Raw genomic sequence first — 19460 nt, forward strand, 5'->3', positions numbered from 1 at the left:
GCGCTTTTAAAGTAAATATATGATAGAGTTAGAATAGTTTTTCTAATAAAGAAACCTGTATGTCATCATAACGAGACTTGTTATTTGCTAAAAGTGATTTTCCGGTTAATCTGATATTACTTTCCTGAGCTGTAAAACCAGCTACATCTATTTTGGATGCTATACCCCTTACAGCTTGGTGTAAATCGGTAGTCCCTTCTAATTTTAAGGATGCACCATCTTTAATGTTTGTTGATAAACTAACGGTATTGGTTTTAATATTTGCCGATGCCTCATCATTTAAAACGATACTTAGATTTAACAGGTTAAAATTTCCTGCTGTAATTACATTTGCAGTATTTGAAGCTTCAATAGCCGTCAAGTTATTTACATGGGCAATTACGGTTAATGTATTTTTATCAAAAGAGCTGATTCTGAGCTCTTCCCCCTGCTGTTGCACCAGGGCATTTTTGGTGTAATACTGATCATATACCTCAACACTTTCTTTGGCATCCTGAACAAGGATCAGTTTCACGTTTCCTGATACTACAATTTTGCTGATGTTTTTAACTTTTGTTAATGCAGTATAATAGGCATTATTTTCTGTTGCATTTGCTACAACTGTTACGCTGCTTAAAGTAACCATTACTAATGCTGCTGCGAATAAATTTTTGATAGAGTTTTTCATGATCTTTCTTATTTGTTTTTTAGTTGTCATGAAGCTTCCACAAGTGGAGGTTCATGATCTTAATATTTTATGTTTATAAATCTTTATTTTAAATCCCTAATTATTAGGCGGTTTTGTAATTAAGACTGCGGTATAGCAAAAACGTTTCAGCCAGTTATGGGCTATTATACCATGCACTTTTATTTATAGACCAACGCCGAATTAACCTATACGAAATCCAGCATATTTTGTAAGCATCGACGAACAAAAAAAGGCCGGATTAATTAAAACCCGACCTCCTGGAATAAAATTTAGCTTAAAGTTTTTTAATAAGCAGATAAGTAGTTGTCTCGTTCCAAAAATAATCGTCACGATTATCTTCGTAATAAGTACTTTCTAATGTGGTAAGCACAATGGTGTATTGGTACCCGTTAATATTTTTAGAAACAGTCATGAGCTTTGCCGGATAGAGGTACGCCTGTTTTTTATCAATAGCCTTTAATGCTCCTTTTTGGTAGTCTTTTACTGCCTGATCGAACAGCACTTTAAAATTGATATGTAATAACGACTGATTGTTAATTGATAGTGAGACGTTGAGGTTGTTTCTCTCTATTTTAAGATCTGCACCATTAAGGCGTATCACATTTTCGTTGGGGTATTTATCGATTGGGATGAGATAATCATAGCCCTTAACATTCAAAACCTGGTTTTCGTCGTTCAGAAGTTTAATATTTATACCCTCATCGTATTTTCTTTCATCCCTAACCTTAAAAATAGCTAAAGCAGTATCTACTTTTTTTTCTTTCATACTATAACGGTAAATATCAGAGGTATCGATTTTCTGCTCTATTTTGCTCAGGTCTCTTTTAGTAAAAGACTGTAAAGTTTTTAATCCATGGGTGTAAACCAGATACCTGATTACTGCTGGACGTTCTTTCATATCCTCTTTCTTCTGGCTTTTCATGATCCTTTTTAAACGGCTCAACTGTGAGAACTTAGAAACCGAAAATGCACTCTGCGGGCCATAAGTAGCTAAGAGCGCAATGATGCATAAACTTATTGGGATAACTTTTATATTCTGTTTTTTACTGAAGAGGAAATAAATGGTTATACCCGCCAGCCATAGTGCTAGCGCGGTTAAAATATACCTGCTTTCGGTAATACCGTAATGACCAACCCTTTTCCACACGGCCAATAATAAAAGCACGATTAGAGGAATAAGCATGACATAAAAGAATCTCGAAAATAATTTAATCCAACTATTACCTGCTGTTTCTTTAACCGGGTAAACCAACAGCAATGATAAAATGCCAAATACGGAATAGCCTAAAATCAAACTAGATACCAGTCCTTTAGGCAATTGCCATTGTATTGCGATTTTAAGTTCGTAAATCAGTAAGATTGCCAGGTAGATGGTTACAAGCGGAATTAGCACAAACTGTGCAAATATTTTAAGGCCTTTAGGGTAGCCTTGTTCTTCCTCCAAAAGTTTATAATCGATAGGGACTCCAGCCAAAAAAAATATCGTACTAAATCCGGCGCTGATGATGGCAAACAAGGTCATGTAAGTTGGCCACCTGATATCTGCATTAAACAGCCCGTTAATGGCAACCAAAGCAATTGCTAAACCTGCATATAACACGGCCGAATAGAGTGCAGAAGTGAGGAACCTTAAAAAAAGCGCTTTATTAAACTGCCAAAAACCATTCATTTTTTCATGGCCGATAAATGGGGCAAATGCCACAAGCAAATGAAAAGCAAAGGCGAATAGAAAAATTCGATAAAGATCCCCCGTATAGTTCACCGGATCAAGGCTGAAATACAGCACTGCACAAACCAGGATACCGCCCAAACGCAACAGCCATTTTCGTATCGGTAAATATTGGTTCCTTTCTGAAATTAAATCGAGTGCCAATACAAGCGTAAGTGCCAGGTTTAAAATAGCGATCGCTTTTATCAGTTGACTTTCAAGTTTTTCATTTTGTTGCGGATAAGATCGGTAATCTGAAATGTGGATGTAATAACACCAGCAAATAGTTGCAGCAACTGCAAACATAAACTGTAACGGAAAACGCTTTATTACGCTGGTAAAACCATAATAAAGCTGTTGAAGAGAAGGTAATTTCATCCGGTTTTTTTTAAATAAAGATAGATTTTTTTATACCCTGCGTAAAGAATAATTTTTTGTTAAAAAAGGTTAAACCCCATAAAAAACTAATTTATTAGTTTATATTCGGTAAGTAAAACCAAATCCTATCTATGAAACGCCTGTTACTCTCGCTATGCCTTTTCATTTTTATCTCCACATATTCCAAAGCACAGCATCTTCATACCATCAAGGGCAGAACAATTGATACTGCATCTACAACGCTTTTATCCGGAGCATCTATTGCCGTTTTAAATGCAAAAGATTCTACTTTGGTAAAATTTACCCGGGTAGCAGAAAATGGTTCATTCGAGCTTACCGGAATAAAAAACGGGAAATTTATCTTATTGGTTTGCTACCCCAAGTATGCCGATTTTGTAGATCATTTTATGCTCGATTCTACTACACAAGTTAAAGATTATGGTAAAATCAATCTTACCGGGATGGCCAAAATACTAGCCGATGTTATTATCAAGGGAGAAAAGGCAGCCATTAAAATTAAGGGCGACACTACAGAATTCAATGCTTCAAGTTATAACATCCAACCGAATGATAAGGTAGAAGACCTGTTAAAGAAACTACCCGGTATTCAGGTAGATAAAGATGGAAAGATAACCGCACAAGGTAAAACTGTACCAAAAGTACTGGTTGATGGTGAAGAGTTTTTTGGTGATGACCCCACCCTGGTTACCAAAAATTTAAGGGCAGATATGGTAGATAAGGTACAACTTTATGAAAAATCAAGTGATCAGGCCGCATTTACCGGGGTAGATGATGGACAGAAAACACAGACTATCAATATTAAACTAAAAGAAGATAAAAAAAGCGGTTATTTCGGTAAAGTTGATGCTGGTTATGGCAATCGCGATTTTTATAAGGGACAGGTATTGTTCAATCGCTTTAAAGTGAAACAGAAGTTTTCTGTTTATGGTACAGCTGGTAATAACGGTACAACAGGATTAAGTTGGCAGGACAATAACAAACTCGGTGCAGGTAATGATAATATGCAAATGGGTGATGATGGAAGCATGTGGTTTAGCTATGGCGGTGGGGACGATTTGGAAAGCGGCAGTTATTACGGGGAGGGTGTTCCCAGGGCCATAACGGGTGGTGCACATTATGATAATAAATGGAACAGCGACAAAGAAACCATTAACACCAATTACAAACTTGGAGCTTTAGGCATTAAAACGACTAAAAATACCATCAGCCAAAATAATTTGCCAGACGGGATTATCAATACCACTACCGACGAAAATTCTGACCGGAATGTATTTAGGCAAAAACTAGATGCTATTTATACCATTAAGTTAGATACCACAAGTAATTTAAAGGTATCGGTTGATGGAATGCTTAAAAACAGCGACAACACTTCTAGCTTAAAAAGTGAGGGTTTAAGAGGAGACGGCTCTAAGTTAAATAACAATGATCAGAAGAACAGCAATGATGGTAAAGAGCAAAATTTTAATATTTCTGCATTTTATACCAAAAAGCTTAAAAAACCGGGGCGCAATTTTTCAGTGAGCATTAGCCAAATGATCAATCAGATCAATAGCAAAGGCTTTTTATATTCGGATGTGCAGTACTTTAACGAAACAGGTGTAAAAAATGGAGGCGATTTAACCGATCAGTTTAAAACAAACAACACGCACAATTCCGTTTTAAATACCAATGTAACTTACAACGAGCCATTGAGCAAATCGTTGGCATTGGTTTTAAATTATGGATTTAGCCTTAACGACAGTCGTTCTGACCGTAAATCCTTCAATCAATCGGCACCAGGAAATTACGATGTATTAGATAAAGAATTTAGCAATGATTTTAAAGCTACACAATACATTAATCAGGCTGGAGCAATCCTTAATTATAAAAAACCTAAAACAACCCTTAGTTTTGGGAGTAAGGTAAGCGCTGTAAATTTCGATCAGCTGGAACAGCTTTCCGGTCAGCGTTATAAAAGAAGCTTTGTTAACTGGTTGCCACAGGCCAGCTACCTATATAAATTCTCTGCCCAAAAATCTTTACGTATTAGCTATAACGGAAACACCAATCAACCTACAGTGAACCAATTGCAACCTGTAAAAGTAAATGATAATCCACTGTATCAACCATTAGGTAACCCTGACCTTGCACCATCATTTAATAGCCGCTTTAGTGCAAGCTATAATTCTTATAAAGTGCTAAGTCAACGATCAATATATATAAGTGGTAATTTCGGCTTCGTAAATAAAGCTATTGTGAGCAACACAGAAACCGATACCTCAGGAAAAACAATTGCCAGGTCAGTTAATCTGTCAGATAAAACACCTATTAATTATAATATTTACAGTAGTATTAGTAAAAAACTGAAATTTTTGTTTGATACAGAAGTTGGCTTAAGTTTAAACGCAGGAGGTAATACCAGTTATAATTATGTAAAAAGTCAGTTCAGTAAAGGGGTAGAATTAAATCAGGTTATCAGTACCCGTTTTAGTCCCTCTTTGGATATTAGCAGATATAAAGATAAAAGTGAAATCTCTCTAAGTTTTGGTCCAAGTTACAATTCACAGGTAGCTTCTTTACAAAAAGACCGATCTAATAAAGGATGGGGCTTACAGGGCTGGGGAAGCATGAGTTTTAATCTGCCAAAGAAAATCAAACTCCAGGCCGATGGCGAATATACCTATACACCTAAATCGCAGGCATTCGATACCAGTTTTGAACAGGTAATCATCAATGCTTCGGTTACAAAATCTTTCTTTAAAAAAGAAGATTTAAAGTTCACCATCAGGGGAAATGATCTGTTTAACCAAAATCGCGGCTTCAGGCGATATGCTTATTCAAATATGATTACCCAAACCAATTACAACAATATCAGCAGATATTTTATGTTCTCTTTAGTTTGGGATTTTAACAAAATGGGTGGAGGAACACCTCAAAAATAATTTGCATAGCTATCAAAGAAACAGTATAAAACAGATCTTTTAGAAAATTTAAATGAAACTAAAACACGCTATACTCACGCTCATTTGCACTATAAATTACGCAATGGCACAAAATGCCCGGTTTGTACACCAGGGTATTGTTGAATTTGAAAAAAAAATAAATATATACGCGCTGCTTAAAGATCAGGTAAAGCGTTACCCTGACAATTTTTGGAGTGCACAAGCCCTAGAACAGTACCAAAAAAATAACCCACAGTTTAAAACTTTAAAAAGTGAGCTTATTTTTAAAAACGACCAAACTTTCTTTAATCCACTTGCTGATGAAAGCACGACTAACACTTGGGCCAGTAATTTTGCATCTGCTAAACAAAACAACATTATATTAACGAATTTAAAGTCGGGCACGAGCATCAATCAAAAATCAGTTTACGAAGAAACGTACCTGGTTAAAGATTCTATCCGGAAGATAAACTGGAAAATAACAGACGAATTTAGAACCATTGCTGGTTACGATTGCCGTAGGGCAAATGCTTTGATAATGGATTCAATCTATGTGGTCGCTTTTTATGCAGAAAGTATTCCCGTATCGGGCGGGCCAGAAACCTTTAATGGGTTGCCTGGCATGATATTGGGTGTGGCATTGCCCCGTGAACATATTACCTGGTTCGCCACTGCGGTAAAGGATGTAGAAATAGCTAATGAAAAGCTTAAAATACCAGCTAAAGGAAAGCCTGTTAATAAAAAACAGTTAAGCGATATTTTAAAAAGCGCTTTAAAAGACTGGGGCAATTATGCAAACGATATTTTAAAAGCCGCAGATATGTAAGCAACTTATAGCTTTTGCCTATACTTTTAAACTAGGCCCAAAAATTTCAGTTAAATCCTAATGCTTATCATTATTTTCGTCTGGTAAATAATCAGCAATGGGTAGCGCACTTTTTGAACACATTAATAAATTTATAGATTGGAGTACCGATGAACAGGAAATTCTTGCACCCTTTCTCCAATCTTTATCTGTTAAAAAGAAGGGCTTTTTACTGGAACAGGGGCAGACCTGCAGGGCAAATTATTTTGTAGTAAAAGGCTGCCTTAGGCTATATTTCATCGATATAAAAGGTGCCGAACAGACCACTCAATTTGCTATTGAAAACTGGTGGATTACCGATCTAACCAGCTTTCTTTTTCAGGAGCATTCTGAATTTTACATACAGGCGGCGGAGCCGACTGAAGTGATCGCGATTGAAAACCATCATTACGATGAAATGTTCTATAAATTGCCAAAGCTGGAACGGTATTTTAGATTGATTCTCCAAAAAAACCATCAGGCATCGCAAAGAAGGATAAAATTCCTCTATAGCCAAACAGCAGAAGAAAGATACCACCATTTTAATCAGTTATTTCCCGAGTTTGTACAACGCGTGCCCCAGTATATGCTGGCTTCTTATCTTGGCTTTACACCAGAATTTTTAAGTAAGATCAGGGCAAAGAAATAGTGGTTGTTAACCGCAAAGTCCGCAGAGAAAGAACCGCGAAGCACGCAGCGTTGGGCTTATTGATTTTCGTCATTTCGACTGGAGCGAAGCGGAATGGAGAAATCTGTAAGTTCTGTTATTAAATAAATTACCCATCGATTTCTCAACACCGCACGAAATGACGAATCGGATAAATTTTTCGAGTAAAATTAAATGGCGAACTAACAGGACTTTTAACCCTACTTAGTGCACTTTACGAAAGTCTCTGTGCCTTTACAGTTAGAAAATTCATTTCTTAAACTACATTAAGTTTTTTCAGGATCGGGATACTGAACTTTACATCGTAATCAAAAACAAATAAAATGGAAAGTAGAATTGATATCCCAAAAGTAGAACCTGCAGCTTACCAGGCCATGTATGGTTTAGAGAAATATTTATCAACCAGTAAACTAGATCCGATTCTTTTAGAATTGATTAAAATGCGTGCCTCACAAATTAACGGCTGTGCATTTTGTTTAAATATGCACGCAACTGATTCCCGTAAGATAGGCGAAACCGAACAACGTTTGTATTTATTAAATGCCTGGAGAGAAACAACCATGTTTACGGCACAAGAAGAAGCTGTTTTGGCTTTAACAGAAGAAGTAACCTTAATCAGTCACCATGTTTCTGATGCGACCTACCAAAAAGCGGCAAGCTTTTTTAACGAGCAGGAATTAGCGCAAATTATCATGGCAATAGTGACCATAAATGCCTGGAACAGGTTAGCCATTACCGCTAAAGTGATGGTTGGATAATTAGATTCCTCTTTCAGTTTATCACAAAGACACGATAACACCTGGTTAATGTTTAAAATAACCTGGTACTTTGTGTCTTTGTGGTTTAAAGTTGAACACTAAAGGGCCAAATTTACAGCACCCTTAATAACAATCCCTTTAAGTATTCTCCTTCAGGAAAAGAAATCCTTACCGGATGATCTTCCGGTTGGCAGAATTGTTTAATAATCTGGACTTCCTTACCGGCATCAAGCGCTGCCCAGGCAATAATCTGTTTAAAAGTTTCGATATCAACGGCACCAGAACAAGAGAAAGTTGCCAAAAGCCCACCTTTTTCCAGCAAAAGCATACCTAAACGGTTTAAATCTTTATAAGCCCTTGCTGCGCGATCTAATGCCGAACGAGACGGGGCATATTTAGGTGGATCAAGCACAATTACATCAAACAATTCACCAGCTTCTTTAAATGCCCTGAGTTGTTTGTTCACATCCGACTGGATGGCTGTTACTTTATTGCCATCAAATTGGTTCAAAATTACGTTTTGCTTCAAGGTTTCAACAGCTAAACCTGAACTATCTACACTGGTAACACTTGCAGCATCATTCGCTAAGCTATTCAAGCTAAAACCACCACTATAGCTAAAACAGTCCAAAACCTTTTTACCTTTTGTGTAACTGGCTAAAATACTTCGGTTATCGCGTTGGTCGCAGTAAAAACCTGATTTTTGTCCTTCTGCAATATTGATATGATATATAATCCCGTTCTCTTTTACCTCTAAAAATTCTGGTGGATTTTCTCCCCAAAGTAATCCATTCTCAATTGGTAAACCCTCGTGGGTACGCGCGGTAGCATCACTTTTATCGAATATTCCTTTTGGATTTAATTCAGTTTTTAAAATTTCTACAAGCTCTGCTTTTACTTTCTCTATTCCAGAGCTTAAAATCTGCAACGAAAGGAAATCGGCATATTGGTCAACAATTAAGCCTGGCAGAAAATCGGCTTCACTAAAAACCAAACGACAAGTATTGGTCTCTTCGTTTAAAATAAATTGACGCGAAGCAATGGCTTGTTTTAAACGGTTCTGGTACCAGCTACTATCAATGGCCTGCGTTTCGTCCCATTCTAACAAGCGAACGGCAACACGCGAATTGCTGTTGAAATATCCATAGGCCAGAAATTCATGATCGAAAGCAAAAACTTTTACAACATCACCATCTTCGGGTTTTCCTTTAATTTTTTCCAATGCTCCAGAAAATACCCATGGGTGTCTTTGTAATGCCGCTTTTTCTTTGCCCTTTTTTAATATGATTTCTACCATCCTGCAAAGGTAATTAAAAGAGGGATAATGTTAAATGTAATATGGACGATGTAAGATTTATGGGTGTAACGTTCGGCGCTTAGCGAAAGATAATAAGTTTGGAGTTGAGAGGAGGGATTTTGGAGTGCTGTAGACCAGCCCTGTACCGCAGAACGCTCTGCGCAGAATACTCAACGCTTTGCAAAAATTGCCAACCGCCTGGCGCTTACCGCTTATTCACCAGCTCCGTATCTAAAACCCTGGTTTCGAATTCGGTTATTGGCCTTTTAGCCTCAATCATTGAAATTAATAATTCGGTAGCTACCTGACCCATTTCAAATGCAGGCTGCTTCACTGAAGTTAGGGATGGCGAAAATAAATCGACCAGGTTGGAATTGGTAAAACCTGCAATTGCAAGTTTACGCGCCACCTCAGGATTGGTTTTCTTTAGTGCCATAATACAGCCTGTAGTTAAGCGGTCGCTTGAAATAAAAATCCCGTCAGGAGCAAGCGGTAAAAGTTCTTTCACCGCTTGCTCCAGTTCTGCGTTATGCATCCCGCCATGCTGGCAATATTTCACCAGTTCGGGTCTAAATTCGATATGATATTTAGCTAAAGCGGCTGTATAACCTGCCAATCTTTCTTTCGTTATGGAGAGGTTTTCAGAATTCGTTAAATGGGCGATAATTCTTTTTCCTGACAGTATAAGGTGTTCTGTGGCATCAAACGAGCCCTTAAAGTTATTGGCAATTACTTTATGGGTTTCAAAATCCACAGGCACGCGATCAAAAAATACTATGGGTAAACCTTTAGCATACAATTGCCTTAGATAATCAATATCCTGCGTTTCAGATGATAAAGCAATCAGCAAACCATCAATAGAACGCGATGCCAGGTGTTCTACGTTTAGTTTTTCCTGCTTGTATGATTCGTGACTTTGAGAAATAATCACATGATAATCTTTATCATAAGCGATTGATTCGATGCCATTGATCACCTGCGAAAAAAAGTTGTTGGCAATTTCGCTCACAATAATGCCGATAGAATAACTCCGGCGTTCTTTTAAGCTACGGGCAATAGGATTGGCGCGGTAATTAACCTTTTCGGCATAGGCCAAAACCAGTTTTTTAGTCTCTTCACTTATTTCGTAACGGTCTCTTAAAGCTCTGGAAACCGTAGATGTAGACAGTCCGAGTGCTTTAGCAATATCCTTAATGGTAGATGTTTCAAATCTCATGTTCGTATTGCGTACAAGTTACAAAAAATATCTCTTAAGGTGGATTTACACCACAACATTAATAAACGTTAATGTAACGTTTTTGGGAACGTTTGCACACTTTTTTAGTTAAATCTGATTTCAATTGCTTTTTAGTTTGTAAAATTGTTAACCCAATGTAACCAAATATAAAACAACTATAACATCTCGAAAAAGAATTATATTCTACATGCAAGCGATTGCAGCACCTTAAATAACCAAATAACTTCAAATAAATAAACTATGAGCAGAGTTCTACTCTTTTTAGCATTTTTCTCTTTTTTTGGATCTTCCATAGTACATGCACAAAGCAGGCAGGTTACCGGAACGGTAAAGGATAAAACTACAGGACAATCCTTGGTTGGCGTTAGCGTAACCGTTAAAGATTCGAAGATAGGAGCAAGCACAGATGCCAATGGTGTTTACAAAATAATGGTGCCTGCTAAAGATGCCATTTTGGTATTTACCTACATCGGTTATAAAACCCGTACCATTTCCGTTGGCAGCCAATCAAAGACAGATGTAATTTTAGAAGAAGATGCCAATACTTTGCAAGAAGTTACCGTAAATGTGGGTTATGGAACTGTACGCAAGAAAGACCTCACCGGAGCAGTTTCATCGGTAGGTGCTGATGTAATTGCCGCCGCTCCTGTTTCTTCTGCGCTTGAAGCCATACAAGGACGCGTAGCTGGTATTAATATTTCAACTTCAGAAGGTTCGCCAGATGCACAAATTAATGTGAGGGTAAGAGGAGGCGGATCTATTACGGGCGACAATTCGCCACTTTATATTGTTGATGGCTTTCCTGTAACTTCTATAGCGGACATTGCACCGCAAGATATCGAATCAATTGATGTATTAAAGGATGCGTCATCAACAGCCATTTACGGCTCAAGAGGAGCTAATGGTGTGATACTGGTTACCACTAAAAACAGTAAAGACGGAAAAACCAATATTACCTATAATGTTTTCGGGGGAACCAGAAAATTAGCTAGAAAACTGGATGTTTTATCTGCTTCTGATTATGTGCACTGGCAATACGAACGCGCATTATTAGATGGTTCATTAACAGATTACACGCAATATTTCGGGAATTACCAGGATATAGATTTATATGATAATATTGCTGAAAATAATTGGCAGGATTTGGTATTCGGACGTACCGGAGCAACCTTTAACCAGAATTTAAGCATTACCGGTGGAAGCGACAAAACCAAATACAGCCTAAGCCATAGCTTTGTTACCGATAAGGCCATTATGCAAATGTCTGATTTTAAGAGACAAAATATCAATTTCAAGCTGAATCATAAATTGTACGATGCTTTGACATTAGATTTTGGGTTTCGCTATGCTGATACTAAAACAAATGGCGGTGGTACCAATGAGCAAAATGAAAAGTCATCTGCAGATTCACGACTGAAGTATGCCATCTTATACCCATCGTTTCCGGTACCAGGGCTAACCGCATCAACAGATACCAATGATGAATTTAACCTATATAATCCTTTGGTAGCCATTTCTGATAACAACCAGTATGCGCACCGTAAAACCTATAATGTTAACGCAGCAGCAACTTACGAAATCATTGATAATTTAAAACTTCGGTCTGAAGTAGGTTACGATGGATTTAGGAATGATCAGGATCGCTTTTACGGTATTACAACGTACTATGTAAAAAACCTGGCTGATTATCCTAACCTGCCTACACTCAACTCCATGAATACCACCAGAAATAGTTTTAGGAATACGAATACACTTAATTATAGCTTTAGTAAAATCCTTGGCAAAAGCCATAACCTAAATGTTTTATTAGGACAGGAATTTCTAAAAACGGAGCAGAACACCTTAACTACTGAAGTGCATGGCTTTCCAAAAACATTTACATTCGACCAAACCAGGGTATTAACCACACAGGGTAAAGCTTCCATAATAGATAACAATTTTTTACCCGATGATAAATTATTCTCTTTTTTTGGTAGGGCCAATTATGATTATAAAGGTAAATACCTGTTAAGTGCAACATTTAGGGCCGATGGTTCTTCTAAATTCTCTGCCGTAAACCACTGGGGTTATTTTCCATCGGTTTCGGCCGGCTGGAGAATCTCTCAGGAAGACTTCATGAACGATACAAAATCCTGGTTAACGGATCTAAAGTTAAGGGGAAGTTATGGTGCCGCAGGTAACAACAATATCCCTCCGGGACAAATAACCCAATCATTCCAAAATTATAACACCACCTGGATAAATGGTTTCAACAACTACTGGGCGGCATCGAAAATCATGGCAAACCCCGATTTAAAGTGGGAAACAACGATTACGAGAAACATCGGTCTGGATTTTGCTTTATTTAACTCGAAAGTTACGGGTACAATCGATGCCTACTTAAATAAAACGAAAGACCTCTTGATCTTATTCCCTGTTGGAGGTACAGGCTATGATGCACAGTACCGTAACCTGGGCCAAACACAGAATAAAGGCTTGGAATTTTCATTGAACTGGAACGCGATAAAAGAAAAGAATTTCGACCTAACAGTCAATGCAAACATCAGCTTTAACCGCAACAAGGTGATTTCTTTAGGCTCGGTTAAAAACATCAACGGTACCTCGGGATGGGCTTCAACAGAAGTTGGCGTAGATTATCTGGTAGAAGAAGGAGCATCAATTGGCCGTATTTACGGATATAAAAGTGCCGGCAGGTACGAAGTATCTGATTTTACCGGCTATAATGCTACAAGTGGCAAATGGACATTAAAGCCAGGCGTAGTTGATGCGACTTCATTTGTTGGCACGGTACGCCCGGGCACAATGAAAATCGAAGACATTTCCGGAGATGGAAAAATTGACTTATCAGACCGGTCTATCATCGGTAATACCAACCCATTAAACACCGGTGGTTTCTCGCTTAATTCGAGAATTTACAATTTTGATATTGGTGCTTTCTTTAACTGGAGTTATGGTAACGACGTATATAATGCCAATAAAATCGAGTACACCTCTACCAGCAAATACGCTTCAAGAAACATGATTTCGGTTATGGAAAGCGGACAGCGCTGGACAAATTTAAGGGCAGATGGAACGATCAGTAACGATCCTGCCGAATTAACGGCCATGAATACAAACACCACTTTATGGTCGCCATATACCAAAACTTTTGTACTAAGCGATTGGGCTGTAGAAGATGGTTCATTTTTAAGGTTATCAACCCTTACGCTAGGTTATACCTTGCCTGAAAAAATATCGCGCAAGCTAAAAATGAAAAAATTAAGGTTTTATGCTTCTGCTTATAACGTGTGGCTATGGACCAATTATACCGGTTTCGATCCAGAGGTTTCGACCAGACGGAATACACCGCTTACACCGGGCGTTGATTACTCTGCTTATCCAAGAAGTAAATCTTACTTATTCGGACTAAACGTTAATTTTTAGAAGACCATTCAATTTCAAGAAAATGAAAAAAGTTATATATACGTTATTTGTAATTGCAGGAATAACATTTGTGAGTAGCTGTAAAAAAACGTTAGATGCACCAACAAAATCTTCATTAGATGAGTCTGTAATTTTCTCTACGCCAAGTTTAGCTGAAGGCTCCATAGCGGGAATACTTCAATCATTTGGAGAAACCAATTCTTACAGGGGCCGTTTTTTAGTATTCTACGGGCTTAATAATGATACTGAAGTATACAACACTTTGAAATCGGTTGATGATGACAAAGCAAAACTATCTAACTACAACTGTAATGTGAACAACAGCCAAATGAACACTACAGATAATGCATGGGCTAAATTTTATGAAGGTATTGAAAGGGCGAACCTGGCCATAAAGGGTATTAGAACCTATGGCAACATAGAAAGTAACCCCGCAATGGCGCAGATTCTTGGTGAAATTTTAACATTAAGAGCTGTTTTATACAACGACCTTATAAAAGGCTGGGGCGACGTGCCGGCACGCTTTGAACCTATTAGTAGCGCAACAGCTTACCTGCCAAGAAGCGACCGTGATGTAATTTACAAACAATTACTGGCTGATTTAAATGAAGCTGCAGGTTACCTGCCTTGGCCTGGCGAGAACACCACAACAGCGAAAGTAGAGCGGGTAAATAAGGCTTTTGCAAAAGGCTTAAGGGCACGTTTGGCATTAGCCGCAGGTGGTTACGCACAGCGCCTGGATGGAACAACAAAATTAAGTTCAGATCCGGAACTATCACACGATAAAATGTATGCCATTGCCAAAAAAGAGTGTATTGAGATTATTAACAGTGGCAAATTAAGGCTCCTTGGATTTGAAGAAGTTTTTAGAAAACTGAATGAGGAAGCCGGTGCGGCTGGTTTAGAGTCGATGTGGGAAATCCCATTTAGCGATGGCCGGGGCCGTGTAATTTTTGATTTGGGCATAAGACACATTAAAACAGACCAGTACACTGGTCAGAACAAAGGCGGAACCGATGGACCGAACCCAATTATGTTATACGAGTATGATAATGATGATGTTCGTAGAGACGTAACAGTAGTGCCTTATGAGTGGGACGGTGGTGATGGAACAAAAGGAGCAATACAGGTCCCTTCCTCGCTTGGTCGTTTATATTTTGGCAAATATCGGTACGAATGGATGAAAAGAAGGGTAACTGCAACCAATGATGATGGATTAAACTGGATGTATATGCGTTATGCCGATGTTGTATTGATGGCTGCAGAAGCCGTTAATGATCTTGATGGACCGGCAGCAGCTGCGCCATATTTAAAAATGATCAGAGACAGGGCCTTCCCTACAGCACCTGCTAAAGTTACGGCTTTTATGGCTACGGCGACCGCATCTAAATCGGCCTTTTTTGATGCAATTGTAAATGAAAGGGCACTGGAATTTACAGGAGAAATGTTAAGAAAAAGCGATCTGATCCGCTGGAATTTACTGGGAACAAAACTGGCAGAAGCCAAAACTAAATTACAGCAATTAGAAAACAGACAAGGCAAATATGCCGCCCTACCTGCCAAAATTTATTACCGGACAGCGACTAATGGAGAAACTGTAGAAATTTATGGACTAAAGTTTGGAGATACTGATGCGCAGGGCCTCGCTTTAGGCTACACTTCAAATAAAGCCTGGACCATGGTTACAACCGGAGAAACAGTATCTTACTGGAATGCGCTTTATACCAAAGATCCGAACCTGCAGCAATATTGGCCAATATGGCAGGTATTCTTAGATTCATCAAACGGAATGTTAAACAATAAGCCTTTAAACTTATAAACCAGAGGTTATGAAAAAGATTAATAGATATACATACACCTTCTTGCTCATGGCGACAGTTTGTTTATCGGCATGTAAAAAAAACAACTTAGAAGAAATTACTAAACTAGAGGTAGACAGGGTTTTTTCGAGCCCGGGTTTAACGGCAACCATAGTTAATAAAACCGGAGTTAAATTAACATGGAATGCTGTACCAAACGCCTCTTCTTATACCATTGAGGTATACGATAATCCTGATTTTACAGGTACGCCAGTTAAATCAATTGCCAGCATTACCGCAGCACAATTACCCTACACCATCACTGGATTAATAGGTGATACGCAATATGCGATTAGGGTAAAAGGTGTTGCACAGGGTGTTGCAGATTCTAAATGGGTAAGCACTTCTGCGAAAACAGATACTGAGCAAATTTTCCAAACGGTAAACCAAACCAAACTAACAGCAACTTCTGTTGTATTAAACTGGACACCAGGCGAAGCAGCAACAACAATTACCGTAATACCTGGAAATATTACGCATACCGTTACTGCTGCAGAAATTGCCGCCGGAGAAGCAACCATAACAGGCTTGACTGGAGAAACAGATTACTCCGCAAGATTACTGGCCGGTGCGAAAGTTAGGGGAACAGCAACTTTTACCACACTTTATAATTTTACAGGCGCAACACTGGTGAGCCCATCAGATAACCTGGCGGCACTGATTGCAAATGCTACTGCCGGAACTGTTTTTGGACTTGCACCAGGAAATTATACCGTTAATGCAGATGTTATCGCCTCAAAATCTATCACTTTAAGAGGCACAAAACCAACTGACAGGCCAATTATTAACGGCATGGTTCTTAGACTAAAAGCTAATGCAGGTTTAACGGTTAAAGATGTGATACTGGATGGTACCGGCTCATTAAATGGAAATCAAGCTTTTATCTACGATGAAGCATCTGATAATGCTTACGGCAATTTCGTGCTAGAAAACTCAATTGTAAAAAATTATACCAAAGGGCTTTTCTATGTAAACTTAAAAGCACTTATCGAATCGGTAACTTTTAAAGGAAATATAATTAACAACATTGAATGTAATGGTGGAGATTTTATCGATTTTAGATCTGGCTTGGCCAAAACATTAAATTTCACCAACAATACAGTTTATGCCTCTGTTTTAGCCAGGGATTTTATTAGGATGGACCCGGCAGGTTCAACCAATTTCCCTACCCTAACATCAGTTATTACTGTTGCTACCAACACCTTAAATGGAATTAGTAATGGCGCTTCGAACAGGTTATTTTATGTTCGACTGGCCAAACACGAGATTTACTTTTCAAAAAATATCGTGGCTAATTCTGGCGGCATTTTAACCAATCAGGTCTCTACAAACATTGTAGCGGCCAATTTTACAGCTAACAACTACTTCGCTGCCCCAACTTTTATTTCGGGTAGTGCAACTGCTGGTGCTAAATACGATGCCGGAACATTTACAACGCTTAATCCTGGTTTTACATCACCGTCTACAGGTAATTTTACCATCAGTCAGCAGGATTTAAAAACAAACGGAATTGGCGACCCAAGGTGGATAAACTAATAGACTTATTTTAAGGGCAGATAAATTATCTGCCTTTTTTGTTGAAATTTATGCAGGGTCGGTATTTAATAGTTTCCAAATGAAGGATCGTCATGTCGACCGGAGCATCGCGAAGTGGAGAGATCTGCTTCAATAGATTTCTAGGCTACGTTGCACTCACTCGAGATGACGACTCTTGGATAATGACAATTCAGGAGTTGTTAATTAACAATTAAATTTAGATCTTAACTGACCAAAATGAAAAGAATATTTTATTTTAAATTTATCACGTTCCTATTTTTTTATGCTCTTTCTGTTCTCTACCTCCACGCTCAAGGCACAAAATATCCTTCAGAAATAATAGTTGCTCAAGATGGAAATGGAAATTATAAAACCATACAGGAAGCCGTAAATTCAGTACGCGATTTAGGCGAGCAGGAAGTTAAAATTTATATCAAAAACGGCATTTATAAAGAAAAGTTAATTATTCCATCATGGAAAATCAAAATTACACTTATTGGCGAAAGTGCCGAAAATACCGTTATCACCAATGCTGATTACTCGGGTAAAGCCAATCCACTAGGAAAGGATGCTTTTGGCCATACTACATTCAGCACTTATACCTCTTTTACAGTATTGGTTCAGGGTAATGATAGCCATTTCGAAAATCTAAGTATCATCAATTCGGCAGGTCGCGTAGGCCAGGCTGTTGCCTTGCATGTAGAAGGCGATCGTTTTATAGCGAAACACTGTAGGTTTCTGGGTAACCAGGATACACTTTATGCTGCAATTGAAAATAGCCGCCAGTACTACTTAAACTGTTATATTGAAGGCACTACAGATTTTATTTTTGGTAAGGCTACAGTGGTCTTTCAAAATTGTACCATCAAAAGTTTAAGTGATTCTTACGTTACGGCAGCCTCCACTTCAGCACAGCAGAAATTTGGATTTGTTTTTCAAAATTGTAAGCTCATAGCAGATCCAGCTGTAACAAAAGCTTATTTGGGCAGACCATGGAGGCCTTATGCTAAAACGGTATTCATGACCTGCAATCTGGGAAAGCATATTTTGCCTGAAGGCTGGAATCCATGGAAAGGTGACGTGATGTTCCCGGATAAGGAATTAACTGTTTTTTACGCAGAGTATAAAAATAATGGTGATGGCGCCTCCCCTAAAACGAGGTTACCCTGGGCAAAACAACTCACGGCTAAAGAGGCAAAAAGTTACACTTTAGAAAACATTCTGGGCGGCATAGATCAATGGAATCCAATCAAAAATTAATAAAATGAGCACAAATTTTCTTAAGATTTTTACGGCTGGAGTTTTAGCCATTTTAGGCTCTTTTGCCCCGGTACAAAAGAAAACAAAGCTGTACATCATAGGCGATTCAACTGCTGCCAATAAAGAAGAAAAAGCATACCCCGAAACAGGCTGGGGAATGGCACTTCAGTCTTACTTTAAAACCGATATTGCGGTTGATAACCGGGCAATGAACGGCAGGAGTACCAAATCGTTCAGGGCCGAAAAACGCTGGGACCCGATATTAGCAAAGTTAAATCCCGGCGATTATGTTTTTATCGAATTTGGACATAACGATGAGAAAGTTGATAAACCAGCCGTTGGCGTTTCGTTGGCCGATTTCAAAATGAACTTGATTAACTACGTTATAGAAACCAGAAGCAAAAAAGCTTTGCCGGTTTTACTCACACCCATCTCCCGCAGAAGTTTCAAAAATGGCGTGTTAGTAGATTCACATGGCGATTATCCACGCATTACCCGTCAGGTGGCAGACTCACTTCAGGTTCCATTAATTGATATGCTGGCAAAAACCCAAAGTTTACTAACCCGCCTGGGAGATAAACCATCCATCAAATTATTCAATTATGTTGATTCGGGAAATATAAATTATCCAATGGGCAAAAAAGATGATACGCATTTAAGTCCAGAGGGCGCTAAACAGGTTGCAGGATTGGTTGTGAAAGGGATTAAGGAGTTGAAGTTGAGTTTAGCGAAACGTTTGAAGTAAAAAATATAGTCTGTCATCCTGAACGCAGTGAAAGATCTTTTTTTACCACCGAGTGCCCCGAGAAATTCACTGAGTACGCAGCGTTGGGCGTATAAACATGATCATCGTCCTCGTTTTA

Annotated in this window: 13 protein-coding genes; 9 read left to right on the forward strand and 4 right to left on the reverse strand. The window is 38.5% G+C overall.

Going from position 1 to position 19460, the window contains the following annotated elements:
- Positions 1-28 precede the first annotated feature (28 nt).
- Both OQX63_RS12300 and OQX63_RS12305 read right to left on the reverse strand, forming a co-directional pair.
- Complete coding sequence (locus tag OQX63_RS12300) at positions 29-667, reverse strand: GIN domain-containing protein (RefSeq protein ID WP_265851166.1); 639 nt, start codon at positions 665-667, stop codon at positions 29-31.
- Positions 668-962: 295 nt separating this feature from the next.
- Complete coding sequence (locus tag OQX63_RS12305) at positions 963-2774, reverse strand: DUF4153 domain-containing protein (RefSeq protein WP_265851167.1); 1812 nt, start codon at positions 2772-2774, stop codon at positions 963-965.
- A gap of 131 nt (positions 2775-2905) precedes the next feature.
- Here OQX63_RS12305 and OQX63_RS12310 point away from each other — a divergent pair, with 131 nt between their 5' ends.
- The 4 genes from OQX63_RS12310 to OQX63_RS12325 all read left to right on the forward strand — a co-directional run bounded on the left by OQX63_RS12310 (position 2906) and on the right by OQX63_RS12325 (position 7985).
- Positions 2906-5716: an outer membrane beta-barrel protein gene (locus tag OQX63_RS12310; protein WP_265851168.1), complete on the forward strand. Its 2811-nt coding sequence runs from the start codon at positions 2906-2908 to the stop codon at positions 5714-5716.
- A 52-nt stretch (positions 5717-5768) separates the two neighbouring features.
- Positions 5769-6542 carry a GLPGLI family protein gene (locus OQX63_RS12315; protein ID WP_265851169.1) on the forward strand — a complete coding sequence of 258 codons (774 nt, stop codon included), beginning with the start codon at positions 5769-5771 and terminating at the stop codon, positions 6540-6542.
- A gap of 97 nt (positions 6543-6639) precedes the next feature.
- On the forward strand, positions 6640-7209 hold the full coding sequence (locus OQX63_RS12320; protein ID WP_265851170.1) for a Crp/Fnr family transcriptional regulator: 570 nt from the start codon (positions 6640-6642) through the stop codon (positions 7207-7209).
- Between the two features lie 341 nt (positions 7210-7550).
- Positions 7551-7985: a carboxymuconolactone decarboxylase family protein gene (locus OQX63_RS12325; RefSeq protein WP_265851171.1), complete on the forward strand. Its 435-nt coding sequence runs from the start codon at positions 7551-7553 to the stop codon at positions 7983-7985.
- A gap of 112 nt (positions 7986-8097) precedes the next feature.
- On the opposite strand, the gene OQX63_RS12330 is transcribed toward OQX63_RS12325, so the two are convergent.
- Both OQX63_RS12330 and OQX63_RS12335 read right to left on the reverse strand, forming a co-directional pair.
- A complete protein-coding gene (locus OQX63_RS12330; RefSeq protein ID WP_265851172.1) occupies positions 8098-9282 on the reverse strand; it encodes a class I SAM-dependent rRNA methyltransferase in 1185 nt (394 codons plus the stop codon).
- A gap of 205 nt (positions 9283-9487) precedes the next feature.
- Positions 9488-10498, reverse strand: coding sequence for a LacI family DNA-binding transcriptional regulator (locus tag OQX63_RS12335; RefSeq protein ID WP_265851173.1), 1011 nt, complete (start codon positions 10496-10498; stop codon positions 9488-9490).
- A gap of 261 nt (positions 10499-10759) precedes the next feature.
- Between OQX63_RS12335 and OQX63_RS12340 the strand changes: the two genes are divergently transcribed.
- The 5 genes from OQX63_RS12340 to OQX63_RS12360 all read left to right on the forward strand — a co-directional run bounded on the left by OQX63_RS12340 (position 10760) and on the right by OQX63_RS12360 (position 19342).
- Complete coding sequence (locus tag OQX63_RS12340) at positions 10760-13942, forward strand: SusC/RagA family TonB-linked outer membrane protein (RefSeq protein WP_265851174.1); 3183 nt, start codon at positions 10760-10762, stop codon at positions 13940-13942.
- A 22-nt stretch (positions 13943-13964) separates the two neighbouring features.
- A complete protein-coding gene (locus OQX63_RS12345) occupies positions 13965-15761 on the forward strand; it encodes a RagB/SusD family nutrient uptake outer membrane protein (protein ID WP_265851175.1) in 1797 nt (598 codons plus the stop codon).
- Positions 15762-15771: 10 nt separating this feature from the next.
- Positions 15772-17337, forward strand: a complete 1566-nt coding sequence (locus OQX63_RS12350; protein WP_265851176.1) for a DUF4957 domain-containing protein — start codon at positions 15772-15774, stop codon at positions 17335-17337.
- A 237-nt stretch (positions 17338-17574) separates the two neighbouring features.
- A complete protein-coding gene (locus OQX63_RS12355; protein ID WP_265851177.1) occupies positions 17575-18597 on the forward strand; it encodes a pectinesterase family protein in 1023 nt (340 codons plus the stop codon).
- A 4-nt stretch (positions 18598-18601) separates the two neighbouring features.
- Positions 18602-19342, forward strand: a complete 741-nt coding sequence (locus tag OQX63_RS12360) for a rhamnogalacturonan acetylesterase (RefSeq protein WP_265851178.1) — start codon at positions 18602-18604, stop codon at positions 19340-19342.
- The last annotated feature ends 118 nt before the right edge of the window (positions 19343-19460 follow it).

It is taken from the genome of Pedobacter sp. PF22-3 (assembly GCF_026239555.1).
In the GTDB taxonomy this organism is placed as follows: Bacteria; Bacteroidota; Bacteroidia; order Sphingobacteriales; family Sphingobacteriaceae; genus Pedobacter.

Excerpts from the sequence above, each read along its gene's own strand:
- OQX63_RS12300 (WP_265851166.1), bottom strand. The coding sequence starts at position 667 with ATGAAAAACTCTATCAAAAATTTATTCGCAGCAGCATTAGTAATGGTT.
- OQX63_RS12305 (WP_265851167.1), bottom strand. The coding sequence starts at position 2,774 with ATGAAATTACCTTCTCTTCAACAGCTTTATTATGGTTTTACCAGCGTA.
- OQX63_RS12310 (WP_265851168.1), top strand. The coding sequence starts at position 2,906 with ATGAAACGCCTGTTACTCTCGCTATGCCTTTTCATTTTTATCTCCACA.
- OQX63_RS12315 (WP_265851169.1), top strand. The coding sequence starts at position 5,769 with ATGAAACTAAAACACGCTATACTCACGCTCATTTGCACTATAAATTAC.
- OQX63_RS12320 (WP_265851170.1), top strand. The coding sequence starts at position 6,640 with ATGGGTAGCGCACTTTTTGAACACATTAATAAATTTATAGATTGGAGT.
- OQX63_RS12325 (WP_265851171.1), top strand. The coding sequence starts at position 7,551 with ATGGAAAGTAGAATTGATATCCCAAAAGTAGAACCTGCAGCTTACCAG.
- OQX63_RS12330 (WP_265851172.1), bottom strand. The coding sequence starts at position 9,282 with ATGGTAGAAATCATATTAAAAAAGGGCAAAGAAAAAGCGGCATTACAA.
- OQX63_RS12335 (WP_265851173.1), bottom strand. The coding sequence starts at position 10,498 with ATGAGATTTGAAACATCTACCATTAAGGATATTGCTAAAGCACTCGGA.
- OQX63_RS12340 (WP_265851174.1), top strand. The coding sequence starts at position 10,760 with ATGAGCAGAGTTCTACTCTTTTTAGCATTTTTCTCTTTTTTTGGATCT.
- OQX63_RS12345 (WP_265851175.1), top strand. The coding sequence starts at position 13,965 with ATGAAAAAAGTTATATATACGTTATTTGTAATTGCAGGAATAACATTT.
- OQX63_RS12350 (WP_265851176.1), top strand. The coding sequence starts at position 15,772 with ATGAAAAAGATTAATAGATATACATACACCTTCTTGCTCATGGCGACA.
- OQX63_RS12355 (WP_265851177.1), top strand. The coding sequence starts at position 17,575 with ATGAAAAGAATATTTTATTTTAAATTTATCACGTTCCTATTTTTTTAT.
- OQX63_RS12360 (WP_265851178.1), top strand. The coding sequence starts at position 18,602 with ATGAGCACAAATTTTCTTAAGATTTTTACGGCTGGAGTTTTAGCCATT.